This window comes from Eikenella glucosivorans (genome assembly GCF_016025525.2).
Taxonomy (GTDB): Bacteria; Pseudomonadota; Gammaproteobacteria; order Burkholderiales; family Neisseriaceae; genus Eikenella; species Eikenella glucosivorans.
This window is the reverse complement of the sequence record NZ_JACSGR010000006.1, coordinates 23750-37515: the sequence shown is the minus strand read 5'-3', so window position 1 is coordinate 37515 and position 13766 is coordinate 23750. Positions and strand designations below refer to the sequence as shown.

Genomic DNA, 13766 nt, shown 5'->3' with positions numbered 1-13766 from the left:
TTCAGCTTCGCTGAAGCTGACGCTTTCAGGTAGCCTAATTTGATTATTTTTCAACATGCTGACAGGCACTCTTGCATAATCGTCCGGTGGCAAAAACCCGGGCAATGCTGCCCGGGTTGGGATAGGCTACCTGAAAGCGTCAGCTTCAGCTGAGCTAAAATCAGTGGCCGATGTCGTTCAACAATGCCTGAGCCTGAGCCTGGATGCTGCTGCCTTCCGATTCGTTGATCAGTTCCAGCAGGGTTTGGCGGGCGGTGTTGGCATCGTCGATTTCCAGATACATTTTGGCCAGTTCCAGTTTGGCTTCCAGCGCCTCTTTCGGCAACGGGCCGGCCACGGCAGGCTCGTCCGCCACGGCGGCAGGCTGAGCTGCCGGAGCAGCCTCAACAACAGGCTCGGCTGCCGGAGCAGACGGCGTGTCGAAATCCAGATTGAAATCCATCACATTGGAAACGTCTGCAGCAGGTGCTTCTTCTTGCTGCGGACTACCTGAATCCAGTTCCGGCATCTCAAAAGACAACGCGGTATTTTCCACTGCCGGAGCTTCCGGCTGGGCGGGCACATCGAAATCAACGGTCGGCGCGGGCTCGGTTTGGAAAGACTGCGGTACGGCAGCCGGGGTTTCGTCTAGCACCCAATCCAAATCATCGGCAGCCGATTCGGTTTGAGCAGCAGCCGGAGCGGCTTCAGCTTCCACCGGAGCGGATACGTCGGCGGGATTCTCGCTGCCGAAGTTCAGCCATTCATCTTCTGCGGCGGGCGTTTCTGCTACAGTGGCAACCGGAGCGGCAGGTGCTGCTTGGGCAGGCGCGGCCGGTTCTTCTTCGGCTTGAGCCAGCCAGCTCCAGTCATCGGCTTCCGCCTGTTGGGCGGCTTCGGCGGTGCTGGACGTGCTGCCCAATTGCTGTTGTTCGTCTAGATGGCTCAAATCCAAGCCCAAATCCGCTTCGCTCACCGTTTGCTGCGCGGCAACAGGCGCGGCAGGTGCCGGCTGGGCTGCGGGCGCGGCCGGAGCGATGGGGGTGGCGGCGATGCTGTCGGAATGGTCGGTAACACTCTCGAAATACAGATCGTCATCATCATCTTCATCGGCTGCCGCCTGCGCACGTTTGGGCGCGGCGCCTTTGCGGCGGCGGTTTAACAGCAAATAAGCCAAACCACCCAATACCAGCAGGCCGCCACCGCCATACATGGCCATCTGCATCATGTCCATGCCTTCTTCTTCCATCGGCGGCGTTTCTTCGATGGGTGGAGCCACCACCGGCGGAGTCGGCTCAACCACCGGCTCGGAAGCCATCATATCGGAAGCCTGCTCGGGCATGCTAGCCAATACTTCGGCCTGATCCGCAGGCAATTCGGCTGAAGCAGGCGTAACTACAGGCTCGCTAGCAACCGGCGGTACGGCTGGCTGTTGCTGCGCGGGTTGCACAGGCTCAGCAGGAGGAGCCGGAGGAGTAACCGGCTGCTGCTGTACGGGCACTGCCGGCTTGGTTTCTGCCGGCGGAGTTACCTGCGGCTGTTGGTTGGCCGGAACAGTATCGGCTGCAGCGCGTTCGTGTGTGGTGCTAACGCGGCGCGGCGGATTGTGCGCCAGACGCCGTAGGGTTTCGGCATCGGGGATGGTCAGGGTGGCACCGCGGTACATTAAATCCGGGTTGCCATTGCGGAAAGCACGCGGGTTGGCGGCCACCAACGCATTGATGGTTTGGCGCAGAGTCAGGCCGGAAGGTTTGACCTGTTCGGCAATATCCACCAGCAGTTCGCCGTCTTTAATCTGGTAGCTTCTGCCTTGGATCTGTACTGGCGCTTCACGGCGGGCAGCGGCACGTTCTTGATGTCGGGAAGAACGGCGGCGGCTCGGCTCGGCTTCGGCGCGGCGTTCGCGGCGGGAATGGTTGGCGGCAGCGCCGGGCTGTTGGTAATCGCGGGGATCCAACATAGCGGTGTATTGATGGTTTTGGTTGCCGACACCGAGCCAGAAAGTCATCACCGGCTCTTTAATCGGCGCACTAGAACGCAAACGAATCACGGCACGGTCAGCCCCTTGGTGGGTAACTGTGGCATTCAGATTTGCACCGTTGATGGTGGGCTTGGCCGAACCGGCCAGTGCGCGTGCTTCGTCGCCGGTTACCACTACTGTGGCGGAAAAAGGCTCGTTCAGGCGTGATTGCACCTGCATGCCGCCCATCGCAGCATATGCGTGAACCGAAGCAACCAAACCCAGAGAAGCGGCAATCAGCTTCATTTTATACTGCTTACAAAACATCAAATCCCCCTTACAACCTTGAAGTAATGCTCGTTAAACTCCTGAACTAACAGAAAAATACAGGCCGATAGCAATAACTTCACAGCCCGATTCTGCCTAACGCGCAACGGATTAAATTCTTTAAACCTAGGTATCATATCGTTTATTTCCTATTTATGCCAAGCCATTTCTGCCATTTACCCCGATTTTCTATACAGGAATGAAACATTTTTTAATTATTTAACGGAACCAGGATATTTGAAATTTTCAGGTAGCCTCTCTCCTGCATACTGTTGTCAAGATAGGATGGCAGGCTCAAATATTGCGATATTTGGATGCAGAACCGCCGTATTTGCTTTAAGATTGCCACTTCAGTTGATTTCTCCAATCCACACCCACATTCGATAGAGACACGATATGCTGTTTATGCTCATGGCCTCCGATGTTGCCGGCTCAACCGAAGCCCGCCAAGCCGCCCGCGAGGCACACCTGGCCAGATTAAAAACTTTGCAAGCGGCAGGCAGGTTGGTATTGGCCGGACCTTGCCCGCTGCCGGAAGGCGAGGCCGGATTTTCAGGTAGCCTGATTGTGGCCGAATTCGAATCTTTGGATGAAGCCGAAGAATGGGCCGGGCAAGACCCTTACGTAGAAGCCGGCGTGTATTCCGAAATTTTGATCCGCCCGTTTAAGAAAGTATTGCCCGAATGAATGCGGCGCACACCATCCGCCAGCGTCTTCAGGCAGCCTTTGAGCCCGAACTGCTCGACCTGTTCGATGACAGCCACCTGCACATCGGCCACGCTGGCAACACCGGCGGCGGTCACTATCGGATACACATCGTCAGCCCGCGCTTTGTCGGCATGAGCCGCATAGCCCGACAGCGCGCCGTGCAAGAACCTTTACACGACCTCTATCCCGACCGAATCCACGCCCTGAGCATCCGTGCGCAAACGCCGGAAGAGTATCGGGCCTGAAAATCCCTTATAATCCGAACACAGCTATTTAAAGGACGACAACATGAAACGCACTTCTCTCGCACTGCTGCTCACCACAGCCCTGGCCGCCGCCCCGCTGGCCGCCCAAACCATCGTAACCGTAAACAACACCCGCATTGACAGCACCGAAATCGACCAGCAGGTGAAAATCATCAACGAGCAGAGCAACGGCCAAGTGCCCGACAGCCGCGAGCTGCGCGAAAACATCGCCCGCCGCCTAGTTACCCGCGAGCTGATGATTCAGGAGTCCCGCCGCCTGCGCCTGAATGAAAGTCCAGAATTCAAGCAGATTATCGAGCGCGCCCGCGCCGACGCCCGCAGCAGTGGCGAAGACCGCAAGCCCACCTTCCGCCAAGATTGGGCCACATTCGAAGGCAACGTTACCGCCCAAGCCTTAGTTGCCCACATCCTACGCAACAACCCGGTGAGCGATGCCCAAGTGCAGCAGGCCTACCAGGAAATCACCAACCGCTACCGCGGCACACAGGAAGTGCAGCTCGGCGAGATTATCCTCGATAACGCCGACAACGCCCAAAAAGCCATTTCCGACCTCAAACGCGGCCGCCGTTTCACCGACGTGGCTCGCCAATACACTATCGACCCGCAAAGCAAAGCCAACGGCGGCATCAGCCCCTCCTTCACCCCGCTGAAAGACTTAGAAGAAGGCGCCCCGCTGGTTTACAACGCCGTCAAATCGCTGCAACAGGGCAAATTCACCGAAACCCCGGTGCAAAGTAACGGTATCTACGCCGTTTTCTACATGGCCAACAAACGTGCCGTGCGTGTGCCGCCCTTTGCCCAGCTGAAGCCGCAAATCCAGCAAGATTTGCAAAACCTGCTGATTGAGCAGGAAATCGCCCGCCTCTACCAGCAGGCAACCATCCGCTAACCCCCTTGGCACACCGTAGCGGCTGCTTATCCGGCAGCCGCTACAATTCAATCCATATAACCAATAACTTCCCCACTTAGGAACACGCGCCATGAAGAAAAACACTTTCGCCGCCAGCCTGCTCGCCCTCACCACCTTCACCGCCGGATGGGCAATCGCCGCCGCCCCGCAGATTGCCGAAAACCGTATCGCCCAGCAGGTGAAAACCTTGCAGCAACAGGCCGCCGCCCAGCCCGGCGAACCCGCCCCAAATGCCGAGCAACTGCGCCAATACGCCGTCAAACAGCTGCAAATAGACGAAGTGCTCAAAGCCGCCGCCCTCCGCGCCGGGCTCGATAAAAACCCCGACATCCAAGCCCGGCTTGCCAACCTTGAAGCCGAGTTCTACGCCCAGGCCTACGCCCAACACCTCGCCGATCAAGTGAGCGTGAGCGACGCCGAAGCCCGCCAACTCTATGCCGCCATGACCCAGCAAATCCAGCTGCAACACATCCAATTCGCCAGCCAAGCCGAAGCCGACGCCGCCATCGAATCTCTGCGCAAAGGCCTCAGCTTCGAGCAACTCATGGCACGCCAAACCAACGGCAGCAGCGAAGCCAACTGGCTCAGCCTCCAGCAGCTTCCGCCGCCCATCGCCGACACCGTGCGCGGCATGACCCGCGGCCAAATCCAACCCCTCCCTCTGGGCAACGGCAGCATCCTCCTGCTCAAGATCAGCGCCACCCGCCCGATGGAAGACGCCCCGCCCTTCGAGCAGCTCAAACCCCGCCTCATCGAACAGCTCCAACGGCAACAAGCCCAGCAAACCATCCTCAAACTGCTGCAAGAAAACAGCATCGACCCGAACTGAACCCCGTCAGGCTACCTGAAAACACCCCCTACTTTTCAGGTAGCCTGCTTTCCATCCCCACAACATAAAAAGGCTACCTGAAACCACGTTTCAGCCAGCCTTCCCATGCCCGGCAACCGCTTCAGCCCGCTTCCCCCGCCGGCAGCAAACGGCACACCCCCAGCGTCAACCCCATACACAAACACAGCGGCAGCCACAGCGCCGGCGACTGGCGCGACAGCTCCAGCATAAACACCAACGCCGTCAGCGGCATCTTCTGCCCCACCCCCAAAAACACCACCGCCCCCACAAAGGCCGCCGCACCCGTATCCACCCCCGGCAACAGCACATTCCACCCGCACGCCGCCGCAAACGCAATCAGCCCGCCCAACATCATCGAAGGCGTAATCCGCCCGCCATACGCCCCCGCCAGCGTCGCCAGCAGCAACGCCGCCCACTTCGCCCCCAACAGCCCCAGCGCATAACGCCAATCCAAAGCCGCCCCAAAGCTCAACTGGTTGCCCGCCTTCCCATTACCCATAATCTCCGGAAACCACCAAGCCAACAGCCCAATCAGCCCGAACGCCAACAGCGCCACCCACAACATCCGGGCACTGCGCCGCGGAATTTCAGGCAGCCTTCCCATGCACCAATCAAAGCCCCACACCCCCAAAGCCAACAGCGGCGCCGCCGCCAGCGCCCAAGCATTAAACCACCAAGTCGGCAGCGGAAACGCCGGCATCGGATACTGAATCACATCCCCCAGCCCCATACGCACCACCAGCACCGCCGTACCGCAGGCAATCAGCGCCGCCAGCAGCCGCTCCCGCGACCACGACAGCATCAACGTTTCCAGCGCAAACACCGCCGCCGCCAGCGGCACGTTATACACCGCCGCCAAGCCCGCCCCCGAAGCGCAAGCCAGCAACACCCGCCGCTCCTCCTCATCCAGCCCCCGCCATGCCGACCAACGCTCCGCCAGAGCCGCACTGATTTCCCGCGGCGCCACCTCCCGCCCCAACGGCGAGCCCAAACCCACCGTAACAATCTGCAGCAGCGCGTGCATCAAAGTGGCCGCCAGCGGCATCCTGCGCCCGCTCACCACCGCCGTTTTAATCGGCACCAAGGGCGCCGCCTTGCGGTGCAGCCACACCCAGCCCGCACCCACCACCCCGCCGCACAGCAGCAACACCAGCCAACGCCGCAGCGGCGAGCTATCCTCCACCATTACCCGATACGGCAGCGCCACATCCTGCGGATAACCGAACGCCCAATGCTGCACCGCATGCAGCAGCAGCGTCAGCACAATGCCCGTGATGCCCGCCGCTACGCCGACCACCAGCAGGGAAACAATCAGTTTTGGGGAAAGGGATTTCATGAAAACAAACTTTTCGGAATAACAAGGATGTAGAAAATATTAGCTTCGTGACCGTCTACCGTTTTGGTCGCACGGCAACCCGCTTCGTCCATTTTATAGCGGATCAAATTTAAGGCAGCAAACCCGCAGACAAGATGGGCAATGCGGCAAAATGAGGCAACGCAGTACTGCTTTAAAACTGCTTGACTATATTTTTCAGGTAGCCTCAAGCCGCCGCAATGTAGCCCAAAGAAAACCAAAAGGCTACCTGAAATTTCAGGTAGCCTCACTCGCGCATCAGCCTAAGCCCGGTATTGACGCATGCTCAACGGCAGCTGTTTGGCAGGCGGCGCACACAGATCCGGCGAGTACTTCAACGCGCCCATCGCCGCCCGGATGATGTGCGGCGCGGCTTTGCCAACGCTGAACTGCTCGGGCATATTCAGCCAGATATTCATCAGCCCGCTGATTACCAACATCATGAACACCACCGCCAGGTTCACGTTCAAATCCTCCGGCAGCTGTTTCTTTTGCAGGCTCAGCGTGAGCGTATCGGTGAGCAGGCGCTGCCACATATCCTGATAGCTGCGCATAATTTTTACCACCGCATGGTTCTGCTCGGTGTATTCACATTTCAAATGGATGATATTGCAGAACTTCCTTACCGTTTCATCGGTTTCCAGCCGCTGAAACATATTAATGGTGGCGATCTCGAAGCTTTGCCAGATGTTGGGCGACTGGGTTTCGATGTCGCGCGCCAAGTCCTGCGATATTTCAGCAAACACTTGTTGAAACAAGACCTCAAATAAATCTTCTTTGTTTTTAAAGTGCCAATACAGCGCACCGCGCGTTACCCCGGCGGTTTGCGCAATTTCATTTAGAGATGAACGGCTGATACCACGCGCATAAAACGTATCCAGCGCCGCCTTTAGCAGATAATTGCGCGTTTTTTGTGCTTCGATTTTTGTTTTTCTCATCGTTATTTTTAGTTGTATCTGGTTTATTTATTATCGAATTTTGTCATGCTTAGAGCTTGCTTTCAAGTAGCCGACTAGGCTCTCCGCCCGGCAATGTTGCTTTTTGGTATTTTGCTATATTTTTTGTAAACCATCATAGACAACATACAGCTATGAACGTAAAATGCCGACTTTATTCTCTGCGGCTGCTTACACCCTCCGGGTTCACAAGCAGCCATAATTCGTTAATTAAGCGTTACTTTCATAAGGCAATCATAATGACATACTTCAGCATATCAGGGAAAACAGGCTTCAAACTGAGCGCAATCGCCCTTGCCTCGGTTTTGGCCCTGTCTGCCTGCGGGAAAAACGAGCAACAGCAACAGAACGGCCCCGCGCCGGTGGTCAGTGTGCTGACCGTTAAAGCACAAGACACCACCATCAGTACCAGCCTGCCCGGCCGTTTGGAGTCGTTCCGCTCCGCCGAAATCCGCCCGCAAGTGAGCGGCATTATTCAGCGCCGCCTGTTCCAAGAAGGCAGCTATGTGCAGGCCGGTCAGGCGCTCTACCAGCTTGACGACGCCACCTATTCTGCCAGCTTAGCCAGCGCGCGTGCCCAACTGGCCGCCGCCGAAGCCGCCCAAGCCAAAGCCAATGCCGATTTGGCGCGCTATCAGCCCTTGGTGGCCGCCGACGCCATCAGCAAGCAAGAATATGATGCCGCCGTAGCCGCCCAGCGCTCGGCCGTAGCCAATGTGAGCGCCGCCCGTGCTGCCATCCGTTCGGCACAGGTTAATGTGAACCACGCACGCATCACCGCGCCGATTTCCGGCTACATCGGCCGCTCCAACGTGTCCGAAGGCGCGCTGCTTACCGCCGGTAGCACCACCGTGCTGGCCACCATCCAGCAAACCAATCCGATGTATGTAAACGTTACTCAATCCGCGCTGGACGTGATGAAACTGCGACGCCAGATTGCCGAAGGCCAAATGAGCGCGGTAAACGGCGCGGTGGAAGTATCCATCATCATGGAAGACGGCAGCGAGTACCCGCAAAAAGGCCGACTGCTGTTTACCGACCCAACCGTGAATGAAACCACCGGCCAAGTTTCACTGCGCGTGGAAATTCCAAATGAAGACAACGTATTGCTGCCCGGTCTATATGTACAGGTGCGCCTGCCGCAGGCCCAAGTAAGCAGTGCCTACCTGATTCCGCAGCGTGCGGTTACCCGCGGTGCCAAAGATACGGTAGTCGTGGTGGCAGCCGATGGTTCGATGCGCCCGCAGGAAGTAACCATTGCCGGCCAAAGCGGCAACAACTGGATCATCACCGGCGGCCTGAAGGACGGCGACAAGGTGGCCGTAGACGGCACCATGATTGCCGGCATGATGGGTGCGCAGAAAGTGCAGGTACAGGAATGGCAGGCTTCGCAGCCGCAGCAACCGGCCAGCACCGCGCCAGCCAGCGCCCCAGCTAAACCCGCCGCCGCTTCTACTCCCGCTGCCAAACCCGCTTCTGAAGCCAAATAAAGGGGCTGCACTAAATGGCTAAATTTTTTATCGATCGGCCCGTGTTCGCATGGGTTATCTCTATTTTCATTATTTTGGCGGGTGTGCTGGCCATCCGGCAGCTGCCGGTATCGCAGTATCCGTCTGTGGCCGCACCCACCTTCAACCTCACCGCCACCTATCCCGGCGCTTCTGCCCAAGTGATGGAAGACAGCGTGTTGGCGGTAATCGAGCGCAATATGAACGGTGTGGAAGGCTTGGACTATATGTCCACCTCTGCTGACTCCAGCGGCACAGGTACGGTAACGCTCACGTTTACCCCCGACACCAACGAAGACGTGGCTCAGATTGAGGTTAACAACAAGCTGAACGAAGTATTGTCCAGCTTGCCGACCACCGTACAGCAATACGGCGTGAACGTATCTAAATCCCGCTCCAACTTCCTGATGGTGGTGGCGCTTTCCTCCACCAACCAAAGTATTGAGGAAATGGCTGATTACGCTCAGCGCAACATCGTACCCGAGCTGCAACGTTTGCAAGGCGTCGGTTCGGTGCGCATGTTTGCTGCGCAACGCGCCATGCGCGTGTGGGTGGATCCGCAGAAACTGCAAAACTTCAATCTGTCGTTTGCCGACGTTTCTTCTGCCATCAGCGCCCAAAACGCGCAGATTTCCGCCGGCGCGCTCGGTTCACTGCCGTCCAGCCAGGGGCAAACCATCACCGCCACCATCACTGCCGAAGGCCAGCTCAGCACGCCCGAGCAGTTCGGCAACATCATCCTGCGCAGCACCACCGACGGTGCCAACGTATATCTTCGCGACGTGGCCAAAATCGAATTGGGCTCCCAAGCTTATGATTCCAGCACCCGTCTGAACGGCACGCCCACCGTCGGCGTGGCCGTGATGCTGTCCAACAGCGGTAATGCCACCGCCACCGCCGCCTTGGTAAAAGACCGCATGAACACCTTGGAAAGTTACTTCCCCGGCGACATGAAATGGAGCGCGCCTTACGATACCTCCACCTTCGTAGACATCTCTATTGAGCAGGTGGTACACACCCTAGTGGAAGCCATGGTGCTGGTATTCGTGGTGATGTTCGTGTTCCTGCAAAATATCCGCTACACCCTGATCCCCACCATTGTGGTACCGATCTCGCTGTTGGGCGGTTTTGCCGGCATCTACTACCTCGGCATGTCAATCAACGTACTCACCATGTTCGCTATGGTGCTGGTGATCGGTATCGTGGTGGACGACGCCATTGTGGTGGTGGAAAACGTGGAACGCATCATGTCGGAAGAAGGCTTGCCGCCGCGTGAAGCCACACATAAGGCCATGGGTCAGATTTCCGGCGCCGTGGTCGGTATTACCGCCGTGTTGGTCTCCGTATTCGTACCGCTGGCCATGTTCAGCGGCGCTACTGGCAAAATCTACCAGCAGTTCGCCATCACCATGGTGATTGCCATCGCCTTCTCCGCTTTCCTTGCGTTGTCGCTCACCCCTGCCTTGTGCGCCACACTGCTCAAGCCGGTAGCCAAAGGCCACCACGAAGAGAAAACCGGCTTCTTCGGCTGGTTCAACCGCAAATTCGATGCGGGCAACAAACGCTACGAAAGCTGGGTGGCCGCCCTGCTGCTGCGTGCCGGCAGGATGGTGGTTGTGTATGCCGCCCTCATCGCCGTGGCTGCCTTCCTATTCACCCGCATTCCGTCTTCCTTCCTGCCCACCGAAGACCAGGGTAATCTGATGGTGAGCATCCAGCTGCCGGCCGGCGCCACCAAAGAACGTACCGACGAAACCCTGTTGGCGGTGGAAAAAATCGCCATGGGCATGCCCGAAGTGAAAGACGTGTTTACCGTATCCGGTTTCAGTTTTTCAGGTAGCGGTCAGAACATGGCCTTAGGCTTCGTTATTCTGAAAGACTGGGGCGAGCGCACCGGCCCGGGTCAAGGTGCCTCGTCTGTTGCACAGAAGCTCACCGGCGCCTTTATGGGCAGCGGCCTGATCCGCGACGGTTTCGCCATCGCCATCAACCCGCCGCCCATCCGCGAACTGGGTAACGGCGGTTTGGAATTCCACCTGCAAGACCGCAATAACCACGGCCACCAAGCCCTGGTGGCCGCCCGCGACCAGCTGATTGCCGAAATGCGTAAAAACCCGATGTTCGGCGACACCCGTGCCTCCGGTTTGGAAGACGCGCCCCAGCTCAAGCTTAATATCGACCGTGAAGCCGCCGCCGCACAAGGCATCAGCATGGCTTCCATCCGTACCGCTTTGAGTACCGCATTGGGCGGCTCCTATATCAACGACTTCCCCAACAACGGCCGTTTGCAGCGCGTTTACGTGCAGGCCGATGCGCAGGCACGCATGCAGCCCGAGCAGATTCTGGCCATGACCGTGCCCAACAGCCAAGGCGTGGCCGTGCCGCTCTCCACCGTGGTGAGCGCTTCTTGGGAAACCGGTATGGAGCAGAGCACCCGCTTCAACGGCTATCCTGCCATGTCGATCAGCGGTGCGGTAAACTCCGGCTTTGCCAGCGGCGACGCCATGGCCGAAGTGGAACGCATCGTGTCGCAGATGGACGGTTACAGCGTGGAATGGGCCGACGAATCGCGCGAACAGGCCAGCGGCGCCTCCCAGCGCACCACTCTGTATATCTTCGTATTGGTAGCCGTGTTCCTAGTGTTGGCCGCCCTGTATGAAAGCTGGTCGATTCCGGCCGCTGTGCTTCTGGTGGCGCCCTTGGGCTTCCTCGGCGTGGTGCTGGGCGTGTTCGGCCGCAATATGTTTAACGGGGTACTCGGCTCGCAGGAGCTCTACTTCAACGACATCTACTTCATGGTGGGCATGATCACCGTGATCGGCTTGAGCGCGAAAAACGCGATTCTGATTATCGAGTTTGCCAAAGATTTGCAGGCACAGGGCAAAACCGCCATGGAATCTGCCTTGGCCGCCGCGCATCTGCGTTTCCGCCCGATCCTGATGACCTCATTTGCTTTCATCTTAGGCGTGGTGCCGCTGTACATCGCTTCCGGTGCCAGCTCCGCCAGCCAACGCGCCATCGGTACCACCGTGTTCTGGGGGATGACCATCGGCACGCTCTTGTCGGTGTTCCTCGTGCCGCTGTTCTACGTGTTGGTGCGCAAGCTGTTCAAGCCCACCCAGCATGAAACCGAAATGACAGCCGCCCACACCAACATCAGCCCCGATCAGGCCGAATACTACGTTTCCGAAGCCGAACGCGGCCTCAGCGACGAAGAGAAACAAGACCTGCACCACGACTAATATTTTCAGGTAGCCTCTGCCCCGCATGAGGCTACCTGAAAAATACAAGGACATCATCATGAAAACCGTTTTAAAACCCATCGCCGCCAGCGTGGCCGCAGCCCTGCTGCTCTCCGCCTGCACGCTGGCACCGCGCTATCAGCAGCCGGAAGTGAACGTGCCCGGGCAGTTCCGCTACGACACCGCCGCCCAAAGCAGCAGCCGCGCCGCCGACACCGGCTGGGAAGACTACTTTGCCGACCCGCGCCTCAAATCACTGATTACCCTGGCGCTGAAAAACAACCCCGACCTGCGCATGGCCGCGCTCAATGCCGAAGCCGTACGCGCCCAATACGTCATCACCCGCGCCGCCTCCCTGCCCGGCATCAACGCCAGCGGCACCGGCCAGCGCGCCCGCGTGGCACAAGATTTGAGCAGCACCGGTCAATCCTACATCGCCGAATCCTACAACGTCGGCCTCGGTATCGCCTCCTACGAAATCGACCTCTTCGGCAAAGCCCGCAGCAACAACCGCGCCGCCCTGCAAGCCTACTTCAGCAGCGTGGCCGCCCGCGATTCTGCCCACCTCGCGCTCGTTTCCTCCGTGGCCAAAGCCTACTTCAACGAACGCTATGCCGAAGAATCCATGAAACTGGCGCAACGCGTGCTGCAAACCCGCGAGCAAACCTACCGCCTCAACCAAATCCAGCACAACGCCGGCGTGATTTCCGCCGTGAACCTGCGCGAAATGGAAGGCCTGATCGAATCGGCCAAAGCCGACTACGCTGCCGCCCTGCGCGCCCGCGAGCAGGCGCACAACGCCCTGACCACCCTCATCAACCAGCCCGTGCCGGGCGATCTGCCCGCCGGACTGCCGCTGGATAAGCAGTTCCGCATCACACGGCTGCCCGCCGGCCTCAGCTCCGAGCTGCTGCAAAACCGCCCCGACATCCGCGCCGCCGAGCATGACCTGCGTCAGGCCAATGCCAACATCGGCGCCGCCCGAGCCGCCTTCTTCCCCAGCATCAGCCTCACCAGCAACATCGGCACCGGCAGCACCGAGATGAACCGCCTGTTCGACGGTGTGAACCGCACTTGGGTGTTCTCGCCCACCATCAATGTGCCTATTTTCAACTGGGGTAGCCTGCGTGCCAGCCTCGACGTGGCCAAACTGCGCCAGCAGTCTGCCGTGGCCGCCTATGAAAAAGCCGTACAATCCGCTTTCCAAGACGTATCCAACGCCTTGGTGGCGCGTGAAACCCTGCAGCAGCAATACGATGCCCGCCTGCACACCCAGAAAGCCTACAACGACCGCCTGCGCCTGATCAACCTGCGCTACCGCCACGGCGTGTCCAGCTCGCTGGAAGTGCTCGATGCCGAGCGCAGCAGCTACTCCGCCGATTCTGCTGTGCTCGCCACCCAGCTCAATATGCTGGAAAACCTGGCCGACCTGTATAAAGCCCTCGGCGGCGGCCTCAAGCAATACAGCGAAACCGCGCCCGCCGCCGCAAACACGGCCGCCGCCGGTAACGCATCCGCCCCTGCGGCAAGCGGCAGATAAATTTTCAGGTAGCCTCAGCCTGCCGGCCTCTCCGCAACCCTGCGGCATGGTCGGCAGTTTCTTTTGCTCGTATGCAAACCGGATTTGAGGCTACCTGAAAACTGTGTCTCAAAATTCAGCTGCCTGTCCTTTCCATTTTTCAGGTAGCCTTTAAGCCGCCGGCCAT

At 58.6% G+C, this 13766-nt stretch carries 10 protein-coding genes; 7 read left to right on the top strand and 3 right to left on the bottom strand.

Annotated elements, in window-relative coordinates:
* Positions 1-160: 160 nt before the first annotated feature.
* Entirely contained in the window at positions 161-2245 is a 2085-nt protein-coding gene (locus H9Q10_RS08285; protein WP_197903500.1) for a FimV/HubP family polar landmark protein, read from the bottom strand.
* A 417-nt stretch (positions 2246-2662) separates the two neighbouring features.
* Here H9Q10_RS08285 and H9Q10_RS08280 point away from each other — a divergent pair, with 417 nt between their 5' ends.
* From H9Q10_RS08280 to H9Q10_RS08265, 4 genes are all read left to right on the top strand, one after another.
* Entirely contained in the window at positions 2663-2953 is a 291-nt protein-coding gene (locus H9Q10_RS08280) for a YciI family protein (RefSeq protein WP_197903499.1), read from the top strand.
* Positions 2950-3219 (top strand): BolA family protein, encoded by a 270-nt coding sequence (locus H9Q10_RS08275; RefSeq protein WP_197903498.1) that lies wholly within the window; start codon positions 2950-2952, stop codon positions 3217-3219. Before H9Q10_RS08280 ends, H9Q10_RS08275 begins: the two co-directional genes overlap by 4 nt.
* A 43-nt stretch (positions 3220-3262) precedes the next feature.
* Positions 3263-4129, top strand: a complete 867-nt coding sequence (locus H9Q10_RS08270) for a peptidylprolyl isomerase (RefSeq protein WP_197903497.1) — start codon at positions 3263-3265, stop codon at positions 4127-4129.
* 91 nt (positions 4130-4220) lie between these two features.
* Positions 4221-4979 carry a peptidylprolyl isomerase gene (locus H9Q10_RS08265; RefSeq protein ID WP_197903496.1) on the top strand — a complete coding sequence of 253 codons (759 nt, stop codon included), beginning with the start codon at positions 4221-4223 and terminating at the stop codon, positions 4977-4979.
* A 121-nt stretch (positions 4980-5100) separates the two neighbouring features.
* On the opposite strand, the gene H9Q10_RS08260 is transcribed toward H9Q10_RS08265, so the two are convergent.
* Together H9Q10_RS08260 and mtrR are read right to left on the bottom strand one after the other, a co-directional pair.
* Positions 5101-6336 carry a chloride channel protein gene (locus H9Q10_RS08260; RefSeq protein ID WP_197903495.1) on the bottom strand — a complete coding sequence of 412 codons (1236 nt, stop codon included), beginning with the start codon at positions 6334-6336 and terminating at the stop codon, positions 5101-5103.
* Between the two features lie 281 nt (positions 6337-6617).
* Positions 6618-7292 (bottom strand): multidrug efflux system transcriptional repressor MtrR, encoded by a 675-nt coding sequence (gene mtrR / locus H9Q10_RS08255; RefSeq protein ID WP_197903494.1) that lies wholly within the window; start codon positions 7290-7292, stop codon positions 6618-6620.
* A gap of 257 nt (positions 7293-7549) precedes the next feature.
* On the opposite strand from mtrR, the gene H9Q10_RS08250 reads away from it, so the two are divergent.
* The 3 genes from H9Q10_RS08250 to H9Q10_RS08240 are packed head-to-tail and all read left to right on the top strand — an operon-like array spanning position 7550 to position 13600.
* Positions 7550-8800, top strand: coding sequence for an efflux RND transporter periplasmic adaptor subunit (locus H9Q10_RS08250; RefSeq protein ID WP_197903493.1), 1251 nt, complete (start codon positions 7550-7552; stop codon positions 8798-8800).
* A gap of 14 nt (positions 8801-8814) precedes the next feature.
* Entirely contained in the window at positions 8815-12060 is a 3246-nt protein-coding gene (locus tag H9Q10_RS08245; protein ID WP_197903492.1) for an efflux RND transporter permease subunit, read from the top strand.
* Positions 12061-12115: 55 nt separating this feature from the next.
* Entirely contained in the window at positions 12116-13600 is a 1485-nt protein-coding gene (locus H9Q10_RS08240; protein WP_420841858.1) for an efflux transporter outer membrane subunit, read from the top strand.
* Positions 13601-13766 lie beyond the last annotated feature (166 nt).